The 24,646-nt window shown below is 62.3% G+C and carries 28 protein-coding genes and 1 riboswitch; of the genes, 23 read left to right on the plus strand and 5 right to left on the minus strand.

The genetic code is table 11. From position 1 onward, the window contains the following. Positions 1 to 834, minus strand: a complete 834-nt coding sequence (locus AS9A_RS20125) for an SDR family oxidoreductase (protein ID WP_041451250.1) — start codon at positions 832 to 834, stop codon at positions 1 to 3. A gap of 77 nt (positions 835 to 911) precedes the next feature. On the opposite strand from AS9A_RS20125, the gene AS9A_RS20130 reads away from it, so the two are divergent. From AS9A_RS20130 to AS9A_RS20190, 13 genes are all read left to right on the plus strand, one after another. Continuing rightward, the gene (locus AS9A_RS20130) at positions 912 to 2,390 is read left to right on the plus strand and encodes a flavin-containing monooxygenase (protein ID WP_013808992.1); all 1,479 of its coding nucleotides are present in this window, start codon (positions 912 to 914) and stop codon (positions 2,388 to 2,390) included. Between the two features lie 5 nt (positions 2,391 to 2,395). Beyond that, entirely contained in the window at positions 2,396 to 3,304 is a 909-nt protein-coding gene (locus tag AS9A_RS20135) for an alpha/beta hydrolase (protein ID WP_237707844.1), read from the plus strand. A gap of 179 nt (positions 3,305 to 3,483) precedes the next feature. After that, positions 3,484 to 4,440 carry a threonine ammonia-lyase gene (locus AS9A_RS20140; protein WP_013808994.1) on the plus strand — a complete coding sequence of 319 codons (957 nt, stop codon included), beginning with the start codon at positions 3,484 to 3,486 and terminating at the stop codon, positions 4,438 to 4,440. A gap of 54 nt (positions 4,441 to 4,494) precedes the next feature. After that, positions 4,495 to 4,677, plus strand: a complete 183-nt coding sequence (locus AS9A_RS20145; protein WP_013808995.1) for a hypothetical protein — start codon at positions 4,495 to 4,497, stop codon at positions 4,675 to 4,677. Between the two features lie 83 nt (positions 4,678 to 4,760). Beyond that, entirely contained in the window at positions 4,761 to 5,147 is a 387-nt protein-coding gene (locus tag AS9A_RS20150) for a helix-turn-helix domain-containing protein (RefSeq protein WP_013808996.1), read from the plus strand. A gap of 49 nt (positions 5,148 to 5,196) precedes the next feature. Then, a complete protein-coding gene (locus AS9A_RS20155; protein WP_183377623.1) occupies positions 5,197 to 5,649 on the plus strand; it encodes a VOC family protein in 453 nt (150 codons plus the stop codon). A gap of 26 nt (positions 5,650 to 5,675) precedes the next feature. After that, complete coding sequence (ligD, locus tag AS9A_RS20160; RefSeq protein WP_041451251.1) at positions 5,676 to 6,617, plus strand: non-homologous end-joining DNA ligase; 942 nt, start codon at positions 5,676 to 5,678, stop codon at positions 6,615 to 6,617. Positions 6,618 to 6,628: 11 nt separating this feature from the next. Next, positions 6,629 to 6,832: riboswitch (cobalamin riboswitch) on the plus strand. Positions 6,833 to 6,861: 29 nt separating this feature from the next. Continuing rightward, positions 6,862 to 7,905: an ABC transporter substrate-binding protein gene (locus tag AS9A_RS20165; RefSeq protein WP_013808999.1), complete on the plus strand. Its 1,044-nt coding sequence runs from the start codon at positions 6,862 to 6,864 to the stop codon at positions 7,903 to 7,905. A 2-nt stretch (positions 7,906 to 7,907) separates the two neighbouring features. Further along, positions 7,908 to 8,975, plus strand: coding sequence for a FecCD family ABC transporter permease (locus AS9A_RS20170; RefSeq protein ID WP_013809000.1), 1,068 nt, complete (start codon positions 7,908 to 7,910; stop codon positions 8,973 to 8,975). Further along, positions 8,972 to 10,024 carry a FecCD family ABC transporter permease gene (locus tag AS9A_RS20175; RefSeq protein WP_013809001.1) on the plus strand — a complete coding sequence of 351 codons (1,053 nt, stop codon included), beginning with the start codon at positions 8,972 to 8,974 and terminating at the stop codon, positions 10,022 to 10,024. The genes AS9A_RS20170 and AS9A_RS20175 overlap by 4 nt, the downstream gene beginning before the upstream one ends. Then, entirely contained in the window at positions 10,021 to 10,809 is a 789-nt protein-coding gene (locus AS9A_RS20180; RefSeq protein ID WP_013809002.1) for an ABC transporter ATP-binding protein, read from the plus strand. Before AS9A_RS20175 ends, AS9A_RS20180 begins: the two co-directional genes overlap by 4 nt. Then, positions 10,806 to 11,435 (plus strand): (2Fe-2S) ferredoxin domain-containing protein, encoded by a 630-nt coding sequence (locus tag AS9A_RS20185; protein WP_013809003.1) that lies wholly within the window; start codon positions 10,806 to 10,808, stop codon positions 11,433 to 11,435. The genes AS9A_RS20180 and AS9A_RS20185 overlap by 4 nt, the downstream gene beginning before the upstream one ends. 150 nt (positions 11,436 to 11,585) lie before the next feature. Next, a complete protein-coding gene (locus AS9A_RS20190; RefSeq protein WP_013809004.1) occupies positions 11,586 to 11,837 on the plus strand; it encodes a hypothetical protein in 252 nt (83 codons plus the stop codon). Positions 11,838 to 11,881: 44 nt separating this feature from the next. On the opposite strand, the gene lpdA is transcribed toward AS9A_RS20190, so the two are convergent. Next, positions 11,882 to 13,237, minus strand: a complete 1,356-nt coding sequence (gene lpdA / locus AS9A_RS20195; RefSeq protein ID WP_013809005.1) for a dihydrolipoyl dehydrogenase — start codon at positions 13,235 to 13,237, stop codon at positions 11,882 to 11,884. Next, positions 13,234 to 14,178 (minus strand): lipoyl synthase, encoded by a 945-nt coding sequence (gene lipA / locus AS9A_RS20200; protein WP_041451252.1) that lies wholly within the window; start codon positions 14,176 to 14,178, stop codon positions 13,234 to 13,236. Before lipA ends, lpdA begins: the two co-directional genes overlap by 4 nt. 266 nt (positions 14,179 to 14,444) lie before the next feature. Between lipA and AS9A_RS20205 the strand changes: the two genes are divergently transcribed. From AS9A_RS20205 to AS9A_RS20245, 9 genes are all read left to right on the plus strand, one after another. After that, entirely contained in the window at positions 14,445 to 14,945 is a 501-nt protein-coding gene (locus AS9A_RS20205; RefSeq protein WP_013809007.1) for an acyl-CoA thioesterase, read from the plus strand. 145 nt (positions 14,946 to 15,090) lie between these two features. Next, complete coding sequence (locus AS9A_RS20210; protein ID WP_013809008.1) at positions 15,091 to 15,870, plus strand: acetoin reductase; 780 nt, start codon at positions 15,091 to 15,093, stop codon at positions 15,868 to 15,870. A 30-nt stretch (positions 15,871 to 15,900) separates the two neighbouring features. Continuing rightward, positions 15,901 to 17,016 (plus strand): ATP-NAD kinase family protein, encoded by a 1,116-nt coding sequence (locus AS9A_RS20215; RefSeq protein WP_202798178.1) that lies wholly within the window; start codon positions 15,901 to 15,903, stop codon positions 17,014 to 17,016. Continuing rightward, on the plus strand, positions 17,016 to 18,032 hold the full coding sequence (locus AS9A_RS20220) for a thiamine pyrophosphate-dependent dehydrogenase E1 component subunit alpha (RefSeq protein WP_013809010.1): 1,017 nt from the start codon (positions 17,016 to 17,018) through the stop codon (positions 18,030 to 18,032). Before AS9A_RS20215 ends, AS9A_RS20220 begins: the two co-directional genes overlap by 1 nt. Before the next feature lie 12 nt (positions 18,033 to 18,044). Next, complete coding sequence (locus tag AS9A_RS20225; protein WP_013809011.1) at positions 18,045 to 19,061, plus strand: alpha-ketoacid dehydrogenase subunit beta; 1,017 nt, start codon at positions 18,045 to 18,047, stop codon at positions 19,059 to 19,061. Beyond that, positions 19,062 to 20,159: an acetoin dehydrogenase dihydrolipoyllysine-residue acetyltransferase subunit gene (locus AS9A_RS20230; RefSeq protein WP_013809012.1), complete on the plus strand. Its 1,098-nt coding sequence runs from the start codon at positions 19,062 to 19,064 to the stop codon at positions 20,157 to 20,159. 21 nt (positions 20,160 to 20,180) lie between these two features. Next, positions 20,181 to 21,461, plus strand: a complete 1,281-nt coding sequence (locus tag AS9A_RS20235; protein ID WP_013809013.1) for a helix-turn-helix domain-containing protein — start codon at positions 20,181 to 20,183, stop codon at positions 21,459 to 21,461. Between the two features lie 127 nt (positions 21,462 to 21,588). Continuing rightward, a complete protein-coding gene (locus AS9A_RS20240) occupies positions 21,589 to 21,930 on the plus strand; it encodes a 2-oxo-4-hydroxy-4-carboxy-5-ureidoimidazoline decarboxylase (protein ID WP_013809014.1) in 342 nt (113 codons plus the stop codon). 44 nt (positions 21,931 to 21,974) lie between these two features. Continuing rightward, a complete protein-coding gene (locus AS9A_RS20245) occupies positions 21,975 to 22,445 on the plus strand; it encodes a pyridoxamine 5'-phosphate oxidase family protein (protein ID WP_013809015.1) in 471 nt (156 codons plus the stop codon). An 84-nt stretch (positions 22,446 to 22,529) separates the two neighbouring features. On the opposite strand, the gene AS9A_RS20250 is transcribed toward AS9A_RS20245, so the two are convergent. Together AS9A_RS20250 and AS9A_RS20255 are read right to left on the minus strand one after the other, a co-directional pair. Further along, positions 22,530 to 23,135 (minus strand): TetR/AcrR family transcriptional regulator, encoded by a 606-nt coding sequence (locus AS9A_RS20250; protein ID WP_013809016.1) that lies wholly within the window; start codon positions 23,133 to 23,135, stop codon positions 22,530 to 22,532. Further along, the gene (locus AS9A_RS20255) at positions 23,132 to 23,893 is read right to left on the minus strand and encodes a 3-hydroxyacyl-CoA dehydrogenase (RefSeq protein ID WP_013809017.1); all 762 of its coding nucleotides are present in this window, start codon (positions 23,891 to 23,893) and stop codon (positions 23,132 to 23,134) included. Before AS9A_RS20255 ends, AS9A_RS20250 begins: the two co-directional genes overlap by 4 nt. Before the next feature lie 111 nt (positions 23,894 to 24,004). Here AS9A_RS20255 and AS9A_RS20260 point away from each other — a divergent pair, with 111 nt between their 5' ends. Next, positions 24,005 to 24,622, plus strand: a complete 618-nt coding sequence (locus AS9A_RS20260) for a class I SAM-dependent methyltransferase (protein ID WP_013809018.1) — start codon at positions 24,005 to 24,007, stop codon at positions 24,620 to 24,622. Positions 24,623 to 24,646: the final 24 nt, after the last annotated feature.

The raw sequence follows: 24,646 nt of genomic DNA on the forward strand, positions 1-24,646 counted from the left end.
TCACTGCATTGCGAGAAAGTCGCGGAAGTCCGTCGCCGGATGGCGAGCGACGCGCTCAACTACATCGGTCACAATGTCGAGTTCGCCCGTAGCGACGGCAGCGTACGAGGTGACCCAGCCATCGAGCTCCCACTGCTCCGCGTCAAAGACCTGGCGAGACGCGTACGCTTCCTCGAGCGTCTCCGGACGATAAGTGACCGTACGCCCCGTAACCTCTGTGATCATGTCAGCCGCCTCGTGCATGGTGAATGCGCGAGGACCGGTGACGTCATACGTCTCTCCGTCGTGTCCGGACTGCGTGAGTACCGCAGCGGCAACATCAGCAACATCGTCACGTGTAACCGCACCTAGCCTGCCGTCGCTCGCGGGTCCGCGGAGAACCCCGTCGTCACCAGCGAAAAGTGGCAACACATCCTGGTACATGTTGTCGCGCAGAAACGTAAAGTCGAGACCACTTGCACGGATCGCTTCTTCCGTGTGCCAGTGATCGCGCCCGAACGTGAATGTGCAGTCAGGAGCGGCTGACACGAACGAGACATACACGATGCGGCGGACCCCAGCTTCTGCTGCAGCCTCAACCACGCGGCACTGGATGTCCTTACGGTCCCGCGATTCGGGGGCTGAAACGAAGAAAAACGTGTCCGCGCCTTCGAGTGCGTCCCGCATCGTATCGAGGTGCAAGAAGTCACCAAGTGCGATCTCCGCGCCCGGCTCGCGTACTTTCTCGGGGTTTCGCACAATCAGGCGGTGCCTCGCGTCAGAAGCTGCCAGACGTTGAGCGACCCGGCCGCCGATCTCGCCCGTCGCACCGCTTACCGCAATCAGTCCGCTCATATTCGGCACGCTACTCCGGCCCCACAGGCCTAACCTGAAATTTAGAGTGGAGTTTCCCACGAGATTGGACACACGCAATGAGGCGCGAGCAACCGTCGGTAGCGATCATCGGGGCAGGCTTCGGTGGACTCGGAATGGGTATTCGGCTGAAGCAATGCGGGTACACCGATGTCACCGTGTTCGAGAAGGCCGATGAGGTGGGCGGCGTATGGCGCGAGAACACGTATCCTGGCGCCGCCTGCGACGTTCCGTCACACCTCTACTCGTTCTCGTTCGAGCCCAAGTCCGACTGGTCACGGCGCTTTGCTGAGCAGCGCGAGATCCTCGACTACTTGAAGCACTGCACAGCTAAGTACGATATGCGGCAGCACATCCGGTTCAAAACGGAAGTCACCAGCGCGACCTTCAGTGCCAGTACCGGGCGCTGGACCCTGAGTCTTGCCGACGGCACTCACCACTCTGCTGACATCCTGATACCGGCGTGCGGTCAGCTCAGCCGCCCCGCGTATCCCCGCCTGCCCGGGCTCGATTCATTCGCCGGTACCGTGTTTCACTCCGCAGCCTGGAACCATGATTACGGGCTGACCGACAAACGTGTCGCCGTCGTCGGCACGGGTGCATCCGCGATCCAGTTCGTGCCCGAGATCGCATCGAAGGTCAAGCAGCTCACACTTTTTCAGCGCAGCGCCCCCCATGTGATCCCCAAAACCGATTTCGCCTACCCACGCCTCGCGAAGTCAGCCTTCGAGCGCATTCCCGGCGCGCTACGTGTCAGCCGGTGGGCGACCTACTGCGAACTCGAACCCCGCGCACTGATGTTCACGAGGTTCCCGCAAATCGCTGGCCTGTATGAACGTAAGTTCCTGCGAAATCTGCGCCGCGAGATCACGGATCCCGCGTTGCGCGAAAAACTCACCCCCTCAGACCCGATCGGGTGCAAACGCGTTCTGCTGTCCAATGATTGGTACGCGGCGCTCCGTCGCCCGAACGTCCGTGTGGAGACGTCACCAATCGCTACAGTGCTGGCACACGGAATCGCTACCGCTAGGGGCGGCGTGCACGAGGCTGACGCGATCATCCTGGGGACAGGTTTTCAGGCGAACGACTTTCTAGCTCCGATGCGCATCACCGGCCTTGAAGACAAGGACCTCAACGAAGCATGGCGGGACGGCGCCGAGGCGTACCTGGGCATCACAATCTCTGGGTTCCCGAATCTCTTCCTGCTATACGGACCAAACACGAACCTCGGTCACAACTCGATCATCCTCATGCTCGAGGCGCAGATCAATTACACCCTCGACGCTATCCGTCACCTGCGCGACGCGCAGCTCAGCTGGCTCGACGTGAAACCAGCGACACAAAATGCCTTCAACAAGAAAGTGCAAGAGCGCATGGAGTCCACCATCTGGGACCGTGAATGCACCAGTTGGTACAAGAACGACGCGGGGAAGAACACGAACAACTGGCCCGGTTTCACCTTTTCCTACTACGCCATGACGCGCAAGCTCGATCCTGCTGACTACTACGCCGAGCCGATGCGCGCGTCAGTATCGTGACTCGTGTGAAAACAACAGATCGTTTGAGCCCCCGCGCCATGCGACTCGGTGTTCAGCTTCTCCTGCGTCCGGTGCTGAATCCAGCAATTCCAGTGCCGGTGCAGCGCAGACTGATTGCTGCGGTAAGTGGTGCGTCGATGCTGCCACGGAACACTGTGGTGGAGAAGGTCACGCTCGGCACGCGGCCAGCGGATCGCGTCAGCATTCGCGGTAACAGTACGGTTGGCTCGGTGCTCTATTTGCACGGTGGCGGCTATACAGTCGGCTCGCCAGCGACGCACCGGCCACTCGCTGCGCACCTGGCAAAGGCTGCGGGCGCGGAGGTCTACTCTCTCGACTATCGCCTCGCGCCTGAGACGGCATATCCAGGCGCTGTAGATGACGTAGTCGCCGCATACCAGGCCCTGCTCGCAGACGGTGTACAACCCAGCACAACCGTCATCGCCGGTGATTCCGCAGGTGGCGGACTCACGATGGCAGCGCTGCTCCGCATTCGAGACGCGGGAATGCCGCTCCCCGCCGGTGCGGTGCTGCTATCCCCCTGGCTTGATCTGACGCTCGACCAGCTTGCCGACCGGCCCGACCCGATGCTTCAGGTTTCGTGGCTGCGCAAATGTGCGGAACTTTATGTCGGCAGCAAAGACGTCGCGGGCGCGATCACCAGCGAACTCGACCCGCTCACTACAGACATAAGTCGATTGCCCGCGCTGCTGATCCATGTCGGTAGCGACGAGATTCTCTTCAACGACTCGGAACGGCTCGCTGAGCATGCACGCACTGCTGGGATACCTGTCGAGTACCGGGTTTTCGACGGCCTGTGGCACGTGGTGCATCTGCACGCCGGACTGGTTGCCGAATCCACAGCCGCGGTCGGCGAGGCCGGCCGGTTCATTCGCGAAGTAATACAGCGATAGCGGGTGCAGTTCACCTGGCCTAGATTCAGAACTCTTCATATGGTGGTGACGGAATCAGAGCTGGCTCGCTGCATCCCCGTAGCCTCATGGGAAACAGGACAGACTCACAAGTCGTTTCGGCGCATTCTGTCCCGTTGCTTGTGAGGCTGTCGCCGCAATGGTTGGGCTACGCTCGCCCCATGACACTGGTCACCGTCGATGACGTGCGAGGTGCCGCGACCCGGATCGCCAGCGACGTCATCAGAACACCGCTCCTCCCCTGTGCGCGCCTGTCCGACGAACTTGGGCTGCGGGTTCTCATCAAACCGGAGAGCCTGCAAAACACCGGTAGCTTCAAAGTGCGAGGAGCCCTCAACACCCTGCTCACATGGAAGGAGAACGGCACACTCCCCGAGGGGGTCGTCGGCTTCTCCGCAGGGAACCATGCCGCCGCGGTCGCCTTCGCGGGTCAGCGGCTCGGCGTGAAAGCGATCATCGCGATGCCACACGACGCAGTCGAATCCAAAGTCATCAATGTGCGGCGCTACGGTGGCGAAATCGTGCCGACGGACGACCTGTTGGGTACCACTGAGGAACTGGCCGCGCAGTACGGGTATCCCGCGCTGCTGCCGTTTAACTTGCCCGAAGTCATCGCTGGTCAAGGCACAGTCGGGCTGGAGATTGCAGAAGACGCTCAAGATGCGGCGGCGGTGATCGTGCCAGTCGGTGGAGGTGGTCTGATCAGCGGGATTGGGGCGGCCGTGACGGCACTAGCCCCGTCGATGCGCGTTATCGGTGTTGAGCCGGAAGTCTCTAATGCGCTGTCCCTCGCGATGACGCACGGTGAAGTGCGCGAACTGCCTCGTGCCGCGCGGACCATCGCCGACGGCCTTGCGGCGCCGCGAGCCGGGAACCACACCCTGGAGAACGCGCTCGCCTACGTCGACGAAATGGCAGTAGTCAGCGAAAACGCGATCGGTGAGGCGTGGGCTGACCTCGCGGATTCGGCGAAGCTGATCGTGGAGCCTGCCGCGGCGGTGGGACTGGCAGCGTTGCGGTCCGGAGCTGTCTCATTGCCAGCCGGCAGCACCGTCGTCCTCGTCGTGTCAGGCGGCAATGCGGACTTGGTAAAGCTGGCCCAGGCCCGGATGGGCTGAGCCCGCTGCTGCGCCCTGGGTTTAACAGGGAAGCATGACGGGTACCGCTCCCCCATGGCTGAATACCGGATCATCAACTCGTCCAAGGAAGTCGTCGAAAGCACCAAACTGCACGACGCGACAGAGGCCGTCGAATGGTTCCGAAACAACCTGCCCAACGGTGCCGACGCCTATCGTCTCGAAGTGCAAACTGACCAGGGGGACTGGGAGATGCTCGATGAAACCGAGAGCACGTAACCCCTAGAACCCACGCACCTATAACGCCTGCCCGTAGTACCGTCGTCTGCGTGGGACGGGCGGTCGAGGAGTCGAATCGTCGCATGCTGCGGGCGCGCGACATGATCGACCGCGCTTACGCCGATGACCTCGATATCTCAGCGCTCGCCCGCGCCGCACACGTGTCGGAAGCACATTTCATCCGCACGTTCAAGGAAACGTTCGGCGAAACGCCTCACCGGTACTTGCAGCGGCGCCGCATTGAACGATCGATGTTCCTGCTCCGCGAAACCCGCCAGAGCGTTACGGACATCTGCTTCGCCGTCGGTTTCTCCAGCCTCGGCACGTTCAGCAGAACATTTCGCGCGATCATGGGTGAATCACCCACCGAGTATCGACGTCACACGGCAGGCCTGCCCCCGGTACCCACGTGCTTCGTCATGAACTGGTACCGACCCAGCACTGAAGTGAAGCCCGCCCACCAAGACTGAGCAGTTTTGGAGAAGCGTGCGCTTCTGCCTGCTCCGTACTGTTACGGGCATGGCAGATCAATTGGTAACTGGAACAACCCATTCGCAGCTTTTCGTTCTCGACCAAGATGAGGCTCTCGACTTTTACGTCGGCAAGCTCGGCTTGGAGGTCCAGACCGACGCGGACATGGGTTTCATGCGCTGGCTGACCGTCGCCGTCCCTGGCGATGCACGCCACGAAATCCTTCTCATGAAGCCTGGCCCGCCCAACCATGACGAGGCTACGGCGGAACTCGTACGTGAACTCCTCACAAAAGGGGCCCTCGGGACGGTCATCTTCGGCACAGACGATTGCCAGAAGACCTTCGACGAACTCGAGAAGAAAGGTGTCGAATTCACGCAGGAACCCGTTGAACGGTTTTATGGCACCGATTGCTCCCTCCGAGATCCCTTCGGTAACCATATCCGCATTACGCAACGCGCCTTGGAACCCGTCACAGTCCCCACCAATCCCAAGTTCTGACGAGCACCACCGGCTACCCTCCGAGTATGGCCAAGGCCAAATCGGCAGCGCCGGTGGAACTCGAAGTCGGCGACCGCGTCATCAAACTATCGAGTCCCGACCGCGTGTACTTCACGCAGCGCGGCGAAACAAAACTCGACCTCGCGAAGTACTACATGTCCGTCGGAGATGGCATCGTCAGGGCCCTTCGCGAGCGTCCGTGCATGCTGCACCGCTTCCCGGACGGAGTCGACGGTCAGAAAGTCCATCAGAAACGCCTCCCCCGCGGGGCGCCGCCGTGGGTGGAAACGGTGCGGCTGCACTTCCCGAGATACAACCGGACCGCGGATGAACTGTGCGTCACGGAACTCGGCAGCGTCATCTGGGCCGTCCAGATGTCAACCGTGGAGTTCCATCCCTGGAACTCGCGCCGCGCGGACACTGAGAAGCCCGATGAATGGCGTATCGATCTCGATCCGATGCCCAAGTGCCCTTTCTCGAAGGTGCGGCGGGCAGCCGAGGTCAGCCACGAAATCCTTGAGGAGCTTGGGGCCGTCGGATGGCCGAAAACATCTGGCGGCCACGGGCTTCACATTTACGTCCGGATCAAACCGGAGCATGGCTTCGCTGAAGTGCGGCGCGCGGCGCTCGCGTTCGCCCGCGAAGTCGAGCGCCGCCTGCCCGACGACGTCACCACCGCCTGGTGGCGCCGTGACCGGTCACCGAGTGACCTTTTTGTGGACTACAACCAGAACGCCCGCGACCACACGATCGCTGCGGCGTACTCCGTGCGCGGTAACCCGCGCGGCACGGTTTCGGCTCCCCTGAAATGGGACGAAATACCCGATGCCGAACCCAATGACTTCACCATCGCATCCATGCCAGACCGTTTCGCCAAGTTCGGCGACCTCCACGAAGGCATCGACGACGCAGTTTTCGATCTGCAGCCGTTGCTCGAGTGGGCCGACCGGGACGGATTAGAGCAATAGCGGTTCACTGCTACTGTCATATCTGCCGTGGTGCTCGGGAAATCGGTGTGAAACCGGTGCGGCCCTCGCCACTGTGATCGGGAGTGAAGGTTCGTTCTGCGCCTTTCAAGTTTCTATCTGGGCGCGGAGTCACTGAAACGGCAACGTTTCGGGAAGGCAGAACCCTCGCGGCAATTCCCGTCAGCCAGGAGACCGGCCACGGCCAGCGTTATCCGATTCCACGAGGACCTGGAAGGCGGTCACTGTGACCATCTCTGTTTTGGCGTACCTGCGCACCGGTGCGCTTCTCACTACCGCTGCATTAGCACTCGCGAGCTGCAGCAACACCGAACCCGAAACCGTCGCCCATGCCGGCGAGGACACCACTCGCGTCAACTGCGGGATCGACATCACCGTCGACGAACCACCGCAGCGGATCTACGCGGCCTACCAGCCAGCAATCGAAGTCGCACATGCGCTGGGTGTCAGCGACCGGCTGATCGGCACGGCATTCTTCGATTCGCAAGTACTGCCGGAATACGAAAACGCGCAAGCGGACGCAGCCTACGTGGAAAGCCTGCCGAGCCGGGACGAACTCCTTGCACAGAACCCCGACTTCGTGTTCTCCGGCTTCAACGGTGTCTTCGCTGAGTCCTCACAGAGCAGCGTCGGCACGCGAGCGAGCTTGCATAACCTCGGCGTCGGCACGTGGATTCTCAGCCCCCTCTGCCCGAGCTCTGACGGGCTCGCCGACGAGGCAATCAACCCCGCAACCGTGCGTTTCGACAATGTATACGCGGATCTGCGTGACTTGGGCGCTCTCTGGGATGTGGAGGAGCGGGCTGAAGAAGTCATCGCCAGCCTCGAGTCACGTATCGCTGCCGTGCGCGACGCTGTGGCAGGCGCCGAACGGCCGTCTGTCGCCGTGGTGAGTCCGCGGGCTGACGGCACGTTCAGCATCGCGAGTGGCACCGACTTCATCACCCAGATCATCGACGCTGCCGGCGGGGTGAACGCCTTCTCGGATCTCACGGAACGGCGAAACATACAGATCGGCGCTGAAGAACTCATCCAGCGAAACCCGGACGTCATCCTCACCAGCACGTGCTGCGACGCCTCATACACCCGAGACGATGCCCTCCCCGATGTCGAGAAGATTGTCACGTCACCGGCGCTCGCGAACCTCACCGCGGTACAGAACGGGACTGTCTACGCGTTCCTTTTCGCTGATCGCGCCGCGAGCGTCCGTGCCGCCCATTCGACAGAACTCGTCGCGGAACTCATCCATCCTGATCTGTTCGGGGGGTAGCCATGGTCGGTGTGGCTCATTCGCCGCAGCGCACCACTCGCGATGCCGCAGCACCGGCAACCGGACTCGCCCGGCGCGGTTTGACGCGCGGGGCGGGTCTCCTCTTCGCCACGTTGCTCCTCGCCGCGACGTGTGCCGCGTCGATTCTCGTCGGGAATCACCCACTAAGTCTGGACCAGGCTGTGCAGGCGTTCACCGACTACCAGGGCGCTGACACGGACCTGGTGGTCCACCACATCCGCCTGCCGCGCACGCTCGCGGGACTGTTCGCTGGAATCGCGCTCGGCCTCGCTGGAGCGGTGATGCAGGGACTCACTCGCAACCCACTCGCGGGACCAGGGATTCTGGGCATCAATGCGGGAGCCGCGTTCGCGGTGGTCATCGCGATGAGCGCTCTCGGTGTGACGGCACTGAGCGGGTACATCTGGTTCGCATTCATTGGGGCCGCAGTTGCGGCTGTATTCGTGTACGTCCTGGGTTCACTCGGATACGGCGGGGCAACTCCAGTCAAATTGGCTCTCGCTGGCGCTGCTTTCGCGGCGCTAGTCGGGTCCATGACCACCGCGATCAGTCTGCTCGACCGCAGCACATTCGACGACTTCCGGTTCTGGGTAGTCGGTTCCCTTACCCGAGCCGACCTGGGGTCCCTGTCCACTGTGGCGCCATTCATGCTGGTTGGCGCGGTGCTGGCGTTCGCTGTCTCGCGCGCGCTGAACTCCATTGCGCTGGGTGATGACATGGCCCGCACGCTCGGAGCCAGACTCATCCTCATCCGCATATCTGGCGCTCTGAGTGTTGTCCTTCTCGCAGGTGCCGCCACCGCCATCGCGGGGCCCATCGGTTTCATTGGACTCGTCGTGCCCCATATAGCGCGCGCAATAGCCGGTCCCGACTACCGCTGGCTGCTTGTCTGGTGCGTGGTTCTCGCGCCCACAGTGCTCCTGCTTGCGGACATCATTGGCCGGGTCGCGGTGCAGCCGCAGGAAATCCAGGTGGGCATCGTGACAGCGCTCGCGGGGGCGCCTATCTTCCTGTACTTAGTCCGCAACCGGAAGGTGGCGAAGCTATGACAGTTCTGCCAGCGGGCACTGTGCTGCTTAGCTCACCGGACCGGCGGATGACGTTCCGCCTGCACCAGCGCTCAATTCTGATCACCTGTGTGCTGGCCGTCTCGGCCGCGGCCATCGCCGTCTGGTCGCTGACGCTCGGGCACTACGCGATGGGCGTCGCCGACATCATTCGCGTTATGACCGGCGGCGGCACCCTCATCGAGACGGACGTGCTGCTCAACGACCGCCTGCCGCGAGTAACTGTTGCCCTCCTAACGGGGGCTGCGTTCGCGCTGTCCGGAGCAATACTGCAGCGGATCGCCTCGAATCCGCTCGTCAGCCCGGACGTCATCGGGATCAACGCGGGTGCGGCGTTCGGTGCGCTCGTTGTCATCACCGTCATCGGCGGGTCCGGAGTCCACATAGTGGCCGGCGCACTAGGCGGGGCCCTCCTCGCGATGACGCTCATCCTCGCTGTCGCGAACAAAAACGGCCTCACCGGATATCGCCTCGTCCTGGTGGGTATCGGTGTGAGCGCAATGCTCTCATCGGTCATTTCGCTGATTCTGACTCGCGCGAACATCTATCAGGCGCATACCGCCGCCATGTGGCTCACCGGCAGCCTCGCTAACCGCGCGTGGCCGCACGCCATCATCATCGGCGTGACGTTAGCCTCTCTGACGCCCGCGCTCACGTATCTCGCGAGATCCCTGCGACTGCTCGAACTCGGAGACGAACTGGCTCACACGCTGTCGGGCCGTCGCGGCTCCAACCGTGTCGCGCTGGTGATCGTCGCCGTGACGCTCGCCGCGATGGCAACTGCCGCCGCTGGACCCATAGGGTTCGTCGCTCTCGTGGCTCCACAGATCGTTCGCCGCCTTCTGAGAGAACGCAGCCCGGGCCTCATCCCGGCAGCAGCAGCGGGCGCACTCCTCGTCGTCACCGCTGACCTTGCCGCGCGGCTCATGTTCTCCGCAGAGCTGCCTGTCGGTGTCGTTACTGCCGTCATCGGCGCGCCTGTTCTCGTGTACCTACTTGCTCGCGCAACCCGGATTGGACATGCTGGATGACTTCCCACCTCGCGACCACAAGCCTCACTCTCGGATACGGCGGTCACACCGCCGTCACCGACGTCACCGTTGCGTTCCCCGCGGGCGAGCTCACTGTAATCGTCGGCCCCAATGGCTGCGGCAAATCAACGCTGCTGCGCGGGCTGGCGAGGCTGCTCAAACCCCAGACGGGAGCGGTGCTGCTCGACGGTACGAACATAGGCGATTTACCGGCTCGTTCGCTCGCACAGCGGCTTGGGATGCTGCCGCAGCAGCCGATCGCTCCCGATGGAATCACCGTCGCCGATCTGATTTCTCGCGGCCGCCATCCCCATCAGCGATGGTTCCGGCAATGGAGCGAGCGGGACGAGACCGCGGTGCGGCGTGCAATGGAAGCAACCAGCGTGACCGAACTAGCGGAGCGGTGTATCGACGAACTCTCCGGGGGTCAGAAACAACGCGTCTGGATTGCTCTGGCCCTCGCGCAAGGGCCCGACGTGATGCTTCTCGACGAGCCCACCACATTCCTGGATCTGGCTCATCAAATTGATGTTCTCGACCTGCTGCACGATCTCAGGCCGCGCACCATCATCGCGGTGCTGCACGACCTGAATCTCGCTGCACGCTACGCAGATCATCTGGTCGCGATGAAGGACGGCCGTGTCGTCGCACAGGGAACGCCCACGGAGGTGGTAAGGACCGACTTGGTCGAGGAGGTGTTCGGACTGCCCTGTTCGGTGATCAACGATCCCCTCGCTGGGACACCGCTAGTCATTCCGGCTGGCCGGAGGGTGTCAGCCCGGTGAAAACAGACGAGTCACGCAAACGCTGCACTGTCCTCATTGCCCGCCCCACCCCGAGTGGCGTGGACCTTGCCTCCTTGCAACGCCTCGCAGAGGCGGTCGGAGCAGAATATGCTCTGCTCGACCAGGGTGAGCCATCGATTCATTCTCGCCTCGACGAGGCCGCGACGTGGTCACTCGCCGTCACACTGGTTCCACTTGCGGTTCCCCGTGATCGCTACCTCGAGACGTGGATCGCGCGGTCGGTCGCCAACTGGCGTGAAACCCGCGACACTCGACTGGACGTCACAATCACTGATGGTGTCGACTCCACTTCCGGACTCACGGCCGCAGTCGAGCACTTGACATCACAACCGGGGCGGGCGATCACCGCGAGCCCGCGAGCGTTCCGTAGCCCTGCCTGGTCGGCGATTCCCGAGCACGACCGGCATATCCTTGTGTGCCGCGGCCCACGGTGCACTGCCTACGGTGCGGGTGGGGTGTTCCGGGCTGTGCAGGCCGAATTTCCAGATGCGCTCGTCACGCCAACTGGCTGCCTGACACCATGCAACCTCGGGCCACTCGCGGTCAGCTATCCAACAGGGCGGTGGCACCCGAATCTCACCTCTGAAACTATTCGCGATCTATGATGCTCTAAATTGACAACAATGCGTTGCATGAATTCACAAATAATTACCGTTGGTGAATAAATTAATGGTGGATCTATTTTGCTAATCTAAAGACAGACCACGTGGTCCGGTCGGGGCGAACTATCCATACCTCGGCAAAGGAGTTGACCAATGACACTGACAACCCGGTCACGAGCTAGCCTCGTCGCTGCGGCAGCAGCCGCCGCGCTCGTCATCAGCCCCGCCGCAGCAAGCGCCTGGTCATTCGGACTCGGAGGCAGTGCAGGCGGAGGCACGTCCTTCAGTTGCTGCTCAAGCGGCGGCGGATCGGTGAGCGGCGGCGCAGACCTCAGCGGCAACGTCGGCAAATGGTCACTAGGCGGCGGCGGCAGCGCAGGTCTCAGCTTCGGTTGGGGTCACTGACATAAAACACGGTTTGATTGCGGCCAGCAATTCCCTGGCCGTAATCAAACATGTACGTGGAATGGTTTACCGGCGAGCGCCATTAATGCCTCGCCGAGAGCTTCACTTTGCGTTGGATGGGCATGAATGAGCTTGGCTGCCGCGCCAGCGGTAACGCCGAGACTCACTAACGCCTGCGCTTCGCCAATCAACTCGCTCACCCGATCACCGACGAGGTGCAAGCCTGCGATTTCGCCCTCGACTGCCACGACCTTCACACCACCGGATGTGCCGAGGATCTGGCTTTTACCATTACCAGCAAGGTCGTAGACGGCAGTCTCCACGGAGTTCCCGTAGCGCTCCCTCGCTTGCGTCTCAGAGAGACCCACCGACGCGACCTCCGGGCGCGAATAGGCCACGCGCGGAATCTTCCGATCATCGACCACCTCTGGTTTGCACTCCGCGATGTCTTCGGCCACGAAAATGCCGTGCTGGTAACCACGATGAGCGAGTTGCGGTCCGGCGACGATGTCACCGGCAGCATAAACCCCCGGGACGCTGGCGCGCAGCCTCTCATCGGTGACGACGAACCCGTTTTGGAGTTCGATGCCTGCGTCGGCAAAGCCCTGCGTATTCGGCCCCCTGCCTACCGCGACAAGCAGTATCGCCGCCTCGAGTTGTTCACCCGACTCGAGGGTGACCGTCACCGCGTCCTCGTCTTCGATCACCTCCGTGACCGCGGCGCGGGTCTTCGTCTTGATCCCTCGTTTCCGGAATGCGCGGGCGAGGTGTTTCGATGCGAACTCGTCCTCGCCGGGGAGCAGCTTGTCCTGCGCTTCGACCACCGTCACGGTGACGCCAAGAGATGCCCACGCGCTTGCGAACTCGCACCCGATTACTCCACCGCCGAGCACAATGACGTCGTCAGGAAGGTACGAGAGGTCAAGAGCGCCGTCACTGGTGACGACCCGATCGCTGAGCTGGATACCTGCGGGCACCCTGGGCGATGATCCGGTGGATAACACCAGATAGTCACCCTGGATGACAAGTCCGTCCACTGTCACTTCACGTGGGCCAGTGACCTGTCCCTCGCCGTAAACGACCGTGATTCCGCTCGCGTCGATCAGCCCGCGCAGGCCCTTGTGCAGACGGCCGACAACGGCCTCACGGTAGCTGCGCAGAGCGTCGACACTCACGCCGGACATCGATGCCTCAATGCCATACCGGCACGCTTCCCGAACTGAGTCTGCGGTTTCAGCCGCCTGGAGCAGGGCTTTCGTCGGAATACACCCGCGGTGCAAGCACGTCCCTCCGAGGTTGCCCGATTCAATAAGAATGACGGGCATTCCGAGAGCGGCTGCCCGTAAGGCGGTCGCATAGCCGGCAGATCCACCGCCGAGAACGACGACATCACTGGTCACGAGAGTCTCCTTCTGTGCTGAGATAGGGCATCGCGCGCCTGGGCATGCAGTCGGCCCGCGCGGTAGGACGAACGAACAAGGGGCCCCGACATGACACCCAGGAAGCCGATTTCCCGGGCGAGGCCGGCGAGTTCGGTGAATTCTTCTGGCGGGACCCATCGCTCAACCGGATGGTGCCGCGACGTGGGCCGCAAGTACTGAGTAATCGTGATCAGGTGGCATCCGGCTGAATACAAGTCGCGCAGTGCCGCACCGACCTCATGGCGTTCCTCGCCTAGCCCGAGTATCAGGTTCGATTTAGTGACGAGTCCCGAATCCGCCGCAGAGCTGATTACGTCAAGCGAACGCTGGTAGGTGAATGCAGGACGGATTCGCCGGAACAACCGCGGTACGGTTTCAAGATTGTGCGCAAGAACCTGCGGCCCAGCATCGAAAACTTCCCGCAGCAATTCGGGCGCGCCGTTGAAGTCAGGAATGAGCAGCTCAACTGAAGTTTCTGGACTGCGCGCACGGACCTGGCGCACTGTCTCCGCGTAAAGCCACGCGCCCCCATCCGGTAGATCATCGCGGGCCACACCCGTGACCGTCGCGTACCGCAATGCCATCGTGGCAATTGATTCGGCGACCCGGCGTGGCTCATCACGATCGAACTCGGCTGGCTTGCCGGTATCGATCTGACAGAAGTCGCAGCGCCGCGTGCACTGATCACCACCGATAAGGAACGTAGCTTCCCGGTCCTCCCAGCATTCGAAGATGTTGGGACAGCCCGCTTCCTGGCACACAGTGTGCAGGTCTTCACGCTCGACAAGGTTGTGCAGAGCACGGAATTCCGGACCCATTCGCATCGTGGTCCGGATCCACGGAGGTTTCCGCGCAATCGGTGTTTCAGAGTTGCGCACCTCGAGTCTGAGGAGGCGCCGTCCTGCTGGTGCGACTGGCATGGCGGCGAAGGTAGAAGGTGTTGGACATTACTCTCAAGTGGCGCAGCTACCGGCTGCCAGTTATCCCAGGTGGGGGCGTGCTGCAACCCTTCGCAACGCGTACCGCACCGGAACCGCACGGACTGCGCGTGCAATTCACCACATACTCACCGGTAACCGCAGCGCACCAGACATACTCTGTGCACGCCGGTTCATTCGGGTTGCACCCGCGTAACGAACGCATCGTCGCGCATTCACCAGAAACCTGCCACGTTAGGGAAAGTGCAATGAGCGACCGCCAGCGAACGCTGTACATGACTGTCTTGATGACCCCAGATTCAGCCAATTTCAGTGGAAATGTCCACGGGGGAACAATGCTGAAGCACTTAGACGAAGTCGCGTACGCATGCGCCAGCCGCTACGCCGGAACATACGTGGTGACACTCTCTGTCGATCAGGTCGTGTTCCGGCAGCCCGTCCACGTCGGGGAACTCGTCACGTTCTCAGCGTCGATCAATTACACGGGACGTACCTCAATGGAGGTGGGTATTCGTGTCGAAACGCAGAACATCCGCACTGGGAAAGTCCGGCACACCAACAGTTCGTACTTCACGATGGTGGCCGTCAATGACTTCGGCAAACCAGCGTCCGTCCCGCGGCTCGAACCACAAACCGACCTGGAACGTCAGCGCTATGCGGCCGCTCAACGCCGTCGCGCCGCCCGCAAAGCAGACGCAGCGCACACCGCTGCCGCAAATCCATCAGCGCTGGTCAATGGAAACTGCTGATTTCGGAGGGTTTCGCATGACGCCCGCTGATGGATTTGCATCGGGCCGGGCGGTGCAACCCCTCGCAACCCTGTCAGATGTAGCCCAGGTCACATAGAACGGACTCATTCACTCCAGCACACCGCTGGGGTTGGAAGGAGTCCCGATGACAATCACTGGCAAAGTCGCCCTCGTAACCGGAGGTGGACGCGGCATCGGTCGCGCTATCGCGCTACGGCTCGCCGATGACGGTGCCGCCATCGCGCTTGTCGACACCAATGAGCAGAACATGGAGGCCGTCGCCGCGGAAATCCGCGAACGCGGCAGAAAAGCGACCACATTCCAGGCCGACGTCAGCTCCCGGCAGCAGGTGTACGACGCCGTCGATCACGCGGAGTCCGCGCTGGGCGGCTTCGACATCATGGTCAACAACGCCGGTATCGCTCAGGTCCAGCCTCTTTCCGAGGTAACGGAAAACGAAGTGTCCACCATCCTCGGCGTCAACCTTGAAGGCGTGCTGTGGGGGATTCAGGCCGCGGCGACAAAGTTCCAGGAACGCAAACAGCCCGGCAAAATCATCAACGCCTCCTCGATCGCGGGACACGACGGATTCGCCATGCTCGGCGTCTACTGCGCCACCAAATTCGCGGTGCGCGCGCTCACCCAAAGCGCTGCGAAGGAGTACGCGTCAGACGGCATCACCGTCAACTCCTACTGCCCGGGCGTTGTCGGCACCGACATGTGGGTAGAAATCGACGAACGCTTCGCAGAACTTACCGGAGCACCAAAAGGTGCGACATACGAGAAGTTCGTCGAAGGTATCGCACTGGGACGAGCGCAAACCCCCGAAGACGTGGCCGGTTTCGTTTCGTACTTGGCTGGGCCGGATTCCGACTATATGACCGGGCAGAGCCCCATGATCGACGGCGGGCTCGTATACCGCTGACCGTTGCAACTCCCCGCAACCCTCCCCAGCGTGTCCCAGGTCACAGAGAAACGAAGCGTGAGCATGCACCCGCAGCCCGTCGTCCCCGGCAGTGCGATCGGCATCATTCCCAATCCGATGTCAGGCCGAGACATTCGTCGCCTCATCGCGCAGGCCTCCGTTTTTCCCAACACCGAGAAGGCTTCGATGGTTCTGCGCATCATCCGTGCCGCGGGCGCCCTCGGAGTCGAGCGAGTGCTGATGTCGACCGACAAGTTCGGCATCGCCGCCGGAGTGCTGAGAGAGATGGAGCGGCTCAAGAACGCCGCTCGAACCCAGCATGTTCGCTGGCCCGAAGTCGAGTTCCTCACCCTGGAACACGCGACCGAAACCGCTTCCGACACAACGCGCTACACCGAAAGGATCGCCACGGAGTGCGCGGCAGCCGTGGTGCTGCTCGGTGGCGACGGGACAATGCGCGCCGCTGCGCCCGCACTAGGCGATACACCGATGCTGGCGCTCAGCACAGGCACCAACAACGCGTTCCCCATCATGATCGAGGCGACCGTAGGGGGCATGGCCGCAGGCCTTGTCGCCACCGGCCGTGCACCTGCACCCGCCTGCCGCAGCAAACTTCTCCACGTCGCCGTCACACGCACAGATGGCACCACAATCCGCGAACTCGCGCTCGTCGACGTCTGCGTTAACTCGCTCAGCGACATCGGGGCCCGAGCGCTGTGGAAGCCGGACACACTGCGCGAGCTGTACTGCACGTTTGCCGAACCGCACGCCATTGGACTCTCGTCGATCGCAGGCCAGGTGCTACCGACAAGCAGGACCGCCCCCGACGGTGTGGGCGTGACCCTAGATCCAGACGGCGTTCGTGTACTTGCACCCATCGCCCCGGGCCTGCTCGAGCCTGTCGGCGTCGGTCGCGTGTACCCACTCTTACCGAATGTCCCCAATATCGTCGCCACGCAAACCAAATCTTTGCGGGGCACCATCGCGCTCGATGGCGAGCGCGAAGTCGAGTTCGGGCCCAACGATCACGTCACCGTCACGCTGACGCACGACGGACCGTACGTGATCGATGTGCCCGCAACACTTGCTCACCCCAGCCAGCCACATGTGGCTTCTCAAGAAATGGCTACAGCAGGGAGGTCCTGATGACGCAAACACTGTCTTCGCTGGGCTCAGATGCACCAGATGCAACTGGGCTCAGCGAATCCCAACTCCTCGATGCCTACCGCACGATGCGCACCATCCGCGCATTCGAGGACCGTGTGCACGACGAATTCGCCTCGGGTGACATCCCGGGTTTCGTGCACCTCTACGCAGGCGAAGAAGCCTCCGCCACCGGAGTGTGCGCCCACCTCGCACCGGGCCGCGACACCATCTCCTCAACCCATCGCGGCCACGGCCACTGCATCGCCAAAGGCGTCGACGTCAAGCCCATGATGGCCGAGATCTTCGGGAAGAAAACTGGATCATGCCGGGGCAAAGGCGGTTCGATGCACATCGCCGATTTGTCGAAAGGAATGCTCGGAGCGAACGGCATCGTCGGTGGCGGACCGCCGCTGATCTGCGGGACTGCTCTCGCAGCAAAACTCACAGGTGACGGCGGTGTGGGCGTTGCGTTCTTCGGCGACGGTGCATCAAACCAGGGCACAACGCTTGAAGCGATGAACCTCGCATCCGTGTGGAACCTTCCGGCGATCTTCGTCGCGGAGAACAACGGATATGCGGAGGCGACGAGTTCGACCTGGTCCGTATCGGCGGACAACATTGCCGACCGGGCCGCTGGGTTCGGCATGCCGGGCGTCATCGTTGATGGTTTCGACTTCTTCGCTGTCTATGAAGCGGCCGGTGAAGCAATCGCGCGGGCCCGCGAAGGGGGTGGCCCCACACTGATCGAAGTGAAGTTCACCAGGTACTACGGGCACTTCGAAGGCGATCAGCAGACCTACCGGGCCCGCGACGAGGTAGCCAACGCAAAGGCAAACCTGGACTGCCTCACACGCTTCCGGCGCCGCGTCACAGAATCCGGGCGGCTGACCCGCGCTCAACTCGACCAGGTTGACGCCGAGATCGCGCAACTGATCGACGAATCCGTTGACGAAGCAAAGGCTGCCCCCGTCCCCACCGCCGAAGACGTGCTGACCGACGTCTACGTGAAGTACTGAGAGGAAGAATCAATGGCTACACGCAAGCTCAGCTACCGCGAGGCGATCAACGAAGCGCTGCGGCAGGAAATGGAACGAGACGAGTCCGTGATCGTCATGGGTGAGGACAACGCGGGCGGGGCGGGCGCACCCGGCGAAGATGATGCGTGGGGAGGTGTTCTCGGCGTCACCAAAGGTCTCTACGAACGGTTTCCCGGGCGGGTGCTCGACACTCCCATCACCGAGTCCGCCTTCATCGGAGCGGCGGTGGGCGCAGCCACTCGCGGTATGCGCCCGGTCGCTGAGCTGATGTTCATCGACTTTGCAGGTGTCTGCCTGGATCAGATCATGAACCAGGCAGCGAAGTTCCGGTACATGTTCGGTGGCAAAGCCGTCACCCCTGTCACGATCCGCGCCATGTACGGCGCGGGGCTTCGCGCCGCGGCGCAGCACTCGCAGGCCCTGTACCCGATCTTCACGCACCTTCCGGGGCTGAAAGTCGTTCTGCCTTCGAGTCCCTACGAGGCGAAGGGTCTGCTCATCCAGTCGATTCGAGACAACGACCCGGTGATCTTCCTCGAACACAAAGCTATGTACGACGCGACAGGCGAGGTGCCCGAGGAGTCGTACACCATCCCGTTCGGGGAAGCGAACGTCGCCCGTGAAGGTGACGACGTCACCATCGTCGCGCTTGGCCGCATGGTGAACTTCGCACTGGACGCCGCGACGGAACTCGAAGGCTCCGGCATCAGTGCCGAGATAATCGATCCGCGCACCGTGAGTCCGCTCGATCTCGACACGATCCTCGAATCCGTCGAGAACACCGGCCGCCTCGTCGTCGTCGACGAAGCCAGCCCGCGCTGCAACATCGCAACCGACATTTCCGCGCAGGTCGTGCAGGAGGCATTCGCGGACCTCAAAGCACCGATCAGGATGGTGAGTCCACCGCACACGCCGGTGCCGTTCGCCGAGTCGCTCGAAGACGCCTACATTCCGTCCGTGCAAGACATCGTGAACGCGGCGAAGTCCGTCGCTGATTGGAGCAAGTAGATGAGCGACATCCAGCGCGTCACCATGCCGAAATGGGGACTGTCGATGGAGTCCGGAAAGATCACCGAATGGCTGGTCAAACCTGGTGACACAATCGCTGACGGAGACCCGATCTGTGAGATCGACACCGACAAGATCGCCGGCGAACTCGAATCCACCTGGGACGGTACCGTCCGGGCACTGGTCGTGGATGTCAACGAGGACGTCCCGGTTGGCGGCACCATCGCTGTCGTCGCACCACCTGAGGTTTCCGACGACGACATCAGCGCCGTGGTCGCTGAAGCGCGGGAACAACTCGCCTCCGGCGCCGTGGAGGACGAGTCCGGCCCGAAGATCGCGACTGTCAATGTCGACGGGAGGCAGATCTCGTACGCCTCCCTCGGTGAGGGCGACGAAACACCGATCGTCTTCATCCACGGGTACGGCGGCGACAAGAACTCGTGGCTGTTTGTCCAGGAGCCCGTTGCCACGAATCGGGTCACCTACGCTTTGGACCTGCCCGGGCATGGCGCTTCATCGAAAGACGTGGGGGACGGTTCCCTCGGAACCTTGGCGCGCACCGTGCTCGGTTTCCTCGACGAAATCGGTGTCAGCAAAGCGCATCTCGTCGCACATTCGATGGGTGGCGCGGTAGCTGTCACGGCAGCAGGACACAGCCCTGACAGGGTCGCATCGCTGAGCCTGATCTCGCCCGCCGGGTTCGGTCCAGAGATCAACTCGTCGTACATAAACGGTTTCGCGACCGCCGAAACGCGACGCGAACTGAAGCCGCATCTGCAGCAACTCTTCGCCGATCCCGGCCTTGTCACCCGGCAGCTCATCGATGACCTGCTGAAATATAAGCGCCTCGACGGGGTCGACGAGGCCCTGCGGCAGCTGTCAGCAACCCTGACCAGCGAAGATCTCGACGTCAGAACCGACCTCGGGCGGTACCACGGCAAAGTCGCCGTGGTGTGGGGCGCGGACGACAAGATCGTGCCCGTATCCAACGCGTCGAGCCTGACCAACGTGAAGGTGCTCGATGGTGTCGGACATATGGCTCACATGGAGTCACCTCAGCACGTCGTCACGGCCATTCGGGACGCTACAAGCGTGTGATCTGAGGCACAATGAAGGGTGATGACCCAAACGATGCCTGAACCAGCAGTGGCGGCGGGGGAAGATCCTCGCCGCTACGCTCAGTTGCTGTCGAACGTCTACGACGCGATCATGACGGGCGCGCGACCGCCGGCGCGACCGCGCGACATCATCGCTGACTCGTGGCGCCGTCTGCAGCGCAGCGGCATCAACCCTGACTTCGGAGTCACAGTCCGTCCGGTAGCTGGCGATGAGCTCGAGGATCTTCGGCGCAGTTCCGGCCTCGCCGAGGTGTACGACGGGATTTCTCACGCACTCGAGAGCATCACGGCTGACACGGAGAACATTCTCGTAGTGGCGGATCGCTCCGGCAGAGTGTTGTGGCGCGCTGGACCGACTCCAGTGCTCGCTCACGCAGACCGGCTCGGCTTTGTCCTTGGCGCCAACTGGTCAGAAACGACGGTCGGCACAAACGCGATCGGCACGGCCCTCGTGTCGCGACGGTCAGTGCAAATTTTCTCTGCCGAACATTACGTGCGCACCCATCATGCGTGGACCTGCGCGGGAGCGCCCGTCCGTGACCCTCGTGACGGACGGGTCCTCGGTGCGATCGACGTGAGTGGGCCCGCCCGGACCGTGCATCCGACAACGATCGCGCTCGTCGATGCGGTCGCGAAACTCACCGAGTCACAACTCCGCGAAGTACATCGCAAGTCGCTCGACCGGCTACGAACGGTGGCCGCGCCGGTTCTCGCAAAGTCGGGCGGACCGGCACTGGCGATCGATTCACACGGGTGGGTCGCGGCAGTCGAAGGTATCGCGCCACAGAACCGTCTAGCACTCCCTGACCAGATGGAAGCCGGTCAGGCGTGGCTGCCAGCGCTGGGATTGTGCGTCTGCGAACCAATCCCCGGAGGTTGGCTCGTCAGGCCGGTCCGCGACGCGGCCACACCCACCGCCCCCACCGCAGTTGAGGTGGACCTCCGCGGCGGTCAGCCGCAGCTCACCGTCGCAGGTCCATGCGGCAACTGGACCACCACCCTCACACCGCGACACGCTGAAATCTTGTTCGTCCTCGCGACCCACCGCGACGGCTGTACTGCGCGTCAGCTCGCCGAACACCTCTTCGGCGATGCCAGCCGAGCGGTGACTGTACGCGCGGAACTCTTGCGTCTGCGACGCCACCTCGGCGCGGTTGTGCTGGGGCAGCCCTACCGGTTCGACCCCAATGCGATCGTCGCGGTGCATGTGCCCACCGATCCGTCGCACCTGCTGCCAGGGTCGACGGCACCCGCGGTCGTCCAGGCACGTACCCCTCGCTGACCGCAGTCCTTTGACAGCTTTCACAGAGCCGTTACAGCGCCGTCATCGCTAGCGACTCCACGTTTCCTAGCGTGGGAGAAGCCGCACCGGAAGCGGTATTCCTCACTCTGTGGCAAGGCGGTGACGTATGACGATCGCGCATTTCAACGCGCTGAGTGCTGAGCGAGCGGCAGCAATGGTCAGCAGGTGCGCCAATATTCCGCGCTGGGCCGACGCGATCGTCGCACGGCGCCCATTTCCCACCGCCGAACGGCTGCTCGAATTCGCTGAACGCGCGTCCATGTGCTGGACGCCGGAAGAGGTTGCAGCCGCCCTCGCCAGGCATCCACAGTTCAGCGAACGCGTCGTCAGTATGACGGGGCACGCAGATGGCTCAGCCGCAAGCGCTGGGCCGCAGAGCCCAGCGGCGCAGTCTCATGAACTGCGCACACTCGCTATGCACAGACTGGAATGGCTTTTCGGTACGTGACTCCGTCGCTCCCTGGTGGAGCATGCGGCAGTAGGCTACAGCTCATGACCTCGGAGCAACCCCTGGAATCCCAGAAACGCGGCCGCCGGATCGCAATGAGCAAGCCCGAACTTGATGTGTACCTCGCCGCTGAGCGCACCTGCCGGGTCGCGACGGTCAGTAAGTCGGGGCCGCACGTGACACCGCTCTGGTTCGTGTGGGACGGCGAATGCCTATGGCTGTATTCGCTCACCCGAAGTTTGCGCTGGGCAGATATGCAGCGAGATCCCCGCATCGCTGTTGTCGTGGATGACGGTCATGACTACACCGAGTTGCGGGGCGCGGAACTGACAGGCAGCGTGAGCCAGATAGGCGAGGCTCCGCGAACCGGTGAGTCAGTAGACGAGCTTGTGGAGCCGGAGAAACTGTTCGCCCGCAAATACTTCGGCATTGACGAGTTCCCGCACGACGGCCGGCATGCGTGGCTGCGCCTGCGTCCAGATGCGATCCGCAGCTGGGACTTCCGGAAAATGTGAAGGCCTGAGGCCCGCGATAGCTCTGTGCAGCCGCGTTAGTTGTATCGCACGCGGCTGCACGTTTCTGCCGCGTGTGCGGCTAGCTCAGCGAGCACCGACGGTCATCAGCGCGATTTCGACATACTGTTCTGCCAGTTCTGTCGGGCTCAGCGGGCCATCGGGGTTGTACCAGCGACCAATTGACTGACACATACCGAGGATTGCCCTCGCGGTTTCCGCGGCCAGGCCGGTGGTGAATACCTTTTCGAGAACGCCCTTTTCGACGATCTCCGTCACCAGCTTCTCGACTTCCTTGCGTCGGGCCGCGTAGCGTTTCCGGTTGTCCGGCGACAGGTGCCGCAGTTCCTGATCGAGTGCGGCTAGCCGAGTGCGGTGCGCCATGTGGAGCACGACAGTTTCCACCACGTTGATGAACTGCTGCCGCACGTCCGCGCCGCCCGCATCAGACGCTGCCCGGACTCGCCACGCCACCTCCCCTGTGCCGAGTTCAAGCAAGGCCACAAAGACGCCTTCCTTGCTTTCGTGGTGGTAGTAGATGGAGGGCACTGTCAGACCGACGCGGCGAGCCAGGTCACGAACCGTCGTTCCATGGAAACCGTGCTCGTAGAACGCGTCGGCAGCAGCTGCCAGGATCGGGCTCAGTTCGAGTGGCGCGTAGGTTCGCCAGTCCCGCTCCTGTTTCGTTGTCAACGGGGAGCCATGCGGATAGCACCATCAAGACGAATAGTTTCGCCGTTGAGCATCGGATTCTCCACAATGTGACGCGCGAGTGCGCCGTACTCGACCGGGTCTCCCAGACGCGACGGGTGCGGAACCTGTGCACCAAGGGAGTTGATCGCTTCTTCGGGGAGTGCGGCGAACAGGGGTGTGTGGAACAGCCCAGGGGCGATCGTGACGACGCGGATCTTTAGGCTGGCAAGATCGCGAGCGATCGGCAGTGTCATACCTACGATGCCACCTTTGGAGGCAGAGTAAGCGGCCTGACCCACCTGACCGTCGAACGCCGCGACTGACGCGGTGTTGATGATGACGCCGCGTTCTTCCCCAATCGGCTCGGATTTGGCCATTCGCTCAGCAGTCAGCCGAATCACGTTGAACGTTCCGACCAGATTGACATTGAGCACTTTCGTGAAGTCGGCCAGCGGAAAGGCACCCGACTTCCCCACGGTTTTGATGGCGTTGCCGATTCCCGCGCAGTTCACGACCACCCGCAGATCGCCCAGCGTATCCGCTTCACTGATTGCTGCGGCGACCTCCGATTCACTGGTCACGTCGGCCGCTGCGAAAATTGCGCCGTCACCCAGTTCCTTCGCGATCGTCGCACCGTCGGATGAGGGCAAGTCGACGATGACAACTTTGGCCCCCTTGCTGTGGAGTTCGCGCACAGTTGCCAAACCGAGGCCGGACGCTCCGCCAGTAACGAGTGCGACAGTGCTGCTGGGTTCCATATGACTGCTCCTTTGGGTCGGCTAGACATTGCCACGTTATCTAACGATCGCTAAGTTGGAAAGACGAGACGGCTAAGCTGTCCCTAAAGCACTTCTCTAAAGGAGTCAGCGATGGGGTTCTACGGCGACCATGTCGTGCCACGGATAATCAACTTCGCCTGCGGAATGAAAATGGGCGATCCGCAACGCCGTCGGGTTTGTGCTGGTCTTACCGGCGATGTCGTCGAAATCGGGTTTGGGTCAGGACTTAACATTCCGTTTTACCCAGCGTCGGTCAACAGTGTCGCCGCGATCGAACCGGCAGACGTTGCGTGGAAGCTGGCCCAGAAGCGCGTGCAAAGCTCACCGGTACCAATCAGACGCTCCGGCCTGGACGGCCAGTCGCTCCCACTCGATGATGACCGCTTCGATTCGGCATTGACGACGTGGACGCTGTGTACCATTCCCGACCCGGTGACCGCGCTCAGAGAAGTGCGCCGGGTGCTGAAACCCGGCGGGCGCCTCCACTTCGTGGAACATGGACTCGCCCCGGACGAAAACGTGCAACGGTGGCAGCACCGGCTGAACCCCATGCAGCAGCGCCTCTTCGGTGGCTGCAATCTCAACCGTCAGATAGTCAGTCTGGTGCAGGAAGCTGGGTTCAGCGTCGACGAACTCGACCAGTTCTACGAGAATGGTGCTCCGAAAGCGCTGGGTGCGCTCTCCCTGGGGACCGCCGTGGCGCGCTGACCCGCCTACCGCAAGATCGTGAAG

This window comes from Hoyosella subflava DQS3-9A1, assembly GCF_000214175.1.
In the GTDB taxonomy this organism is placed as follows: Bacteria; Actinomycetota; Actinomycetes; order Mycobacteriales; family Mycobacteriaceae; genus Hoyosella; species Hoyosella subflava.

Excerpts from the sequence above, each read along its gene's own strand:
- AS9A_RS20125 (WP_041451250.1), bottom strand. The coding sequence starts at position 834 with ATGAGCGGACTGATTGCGGTAAGCGGTGCGACGGGCGAGATCGGCGGC.
- AS9A_RS20130 (WP_013808992.1), top strand. The coding sequence starts at position 912 with ATGAGGCGCGAGCAACCGTCGGTAGCGATCATCGGGGCAGGCTTCGGT.
- AS9A_RS20140 (WP_013808994.1), top strand. The coding sequence starts at position 3,484 with ATGACACTGGTCACCGTCGATGACGTGCGAGGTGCCGCGACCCGGATC.
- AS9A_RS20145 (WP_013808995.1), top strand. The coding sequence starts at position 4,495 with ATGGCTGAATACCGGATCATCAACTCGTCCAAGGAAGTCGTCGAAAGC.
- AS9A_RS20150 (WP_013808996.1), top strand. The coding sequence starts at position 4,761 with ATGCTGCGGGCGCGCGACATGATCGACCGCGCTTACGCCGATGACCTC.
- AS9A_RS20155 (WP_183377623.1), top strand. The coding sequence starts at position 5,197 with ATGGCAGATCAATTGGTAACTGGAACAACCCATTCGCAGCTTTTCGTT.
- ligD (WP_041451251.1), top strand. The coding sequence starts at position 5,676 with ATGGCCAAGGCCAAATCGGCAGCGCCGGTGGAACTCGAAGTCGGCGAC.
- AS9A_RS20170 (WP_013809000.1), top strand. The coding sequence starts at position 7,908 with ATGGTCGGTGTGGCTCATTCGCCGCAGCGCACCACTCGCGATGCCGCA.
- AS9A_RS20175 (WP_013809001.1), top strand. The coding sequence starts at position 8,972 with ATGACAGTTCTGCCAGCGGGCACTGTGCTGCTTAGCTCACCGGACCGG.
- AS9A_RS20180 (WP_013809002.1), top strand. The coding sequence starts at position 10,021 with ATGACTTCCCACCTCGCGACCACAAGCCTCACTCTCGGATACGGCGGT.
- AS9A_RS20190 (WP_013809004.1), top strand. The coding sequence starts at position 11,586 with ATGACACTGACAACCCGGTCACGAGCTAGCCTCGTCGCTGCGGCAGCA.
- lipA (WP_041451252.1), bottom strand. The coding sequence starts at position 14,178 with ATGCCAGTCGCACCAGCAGGACGGCGCCTCCTCAGACTCGAGGTGCGC.
- AS9A_RS20205 (WP_013809007.1), top strand. The coding sequence starts at position 14,445 with ATGAGCGACCGCCAGCGAACGCTGTACATGACTGTCTTGATGACCCCA.
- AS9A_RS20210 (WP_013809008.1), top strand. The coding sequence starts at position 15,091 with ATGACAATCACTGGCAAAGTCGCCCTCGTAACCGGAGGTGGACGCGGC.
- AS9A_RS20220 (WP_013809010.1), top strand. The coding sequence starts at position 17,016 with ATGACGCAAACACTGTCTTCGCTGGGCTCAGATGCACCAGATGCAACT.
- AS9A_RS20225 (WP_013809011.1), top strand. The coding sequence starts at position 18,045 with ATGGCTACACGCAAGCTCAGCTACCGCGAGGCGATCAACGAAGCGCTG.
- AS9A_RS20230 (WP_013809012.1), top strand. The coding sequence starts at position 19,062 with ATGAGCGACATCCAGCGCGTCACCATGCCGAAATGGGGACTGTCGATG.
- AS9A_RS20235 (WP_013809013.1), top strand. The coding sequence starts at position 20,181 with ATGACCCAAACGATGCCTGAACCAGCAGTGGCGGCGGGGGAAGATCCT.
- AS9A_RS20240 (WP_013809014.1), top strand. The coding sequence starts at position 21,589 with ATGACGATCGCGCATTTCAACGCGCTGAGTGCTGAGCGAGCGGCAGCA.
- AS9A_RS20245 (WP_013809015.1), top strand. The coding sequence starts at position 21,975 with ATGACCTCGGAGCAACCCCTGGAATCCCAGAAACGCGGCCGCCGGATC.
- AS9A_RS20255 (WP_013809017.1), bottom strand. The coding sequence starts at position 23,893 with ATGGAACCCAGCAGCACTGTCGCACTCGTTACTGGCGGAGCGTCCGGC.
- AS9A_RS20260 (WP_013809018.1), top strand. The coding sequence starts at position 24,005 with ATGGGGTTCTACGGCGACCATGTCGTGCCACGGATAATCAACTTCGCC.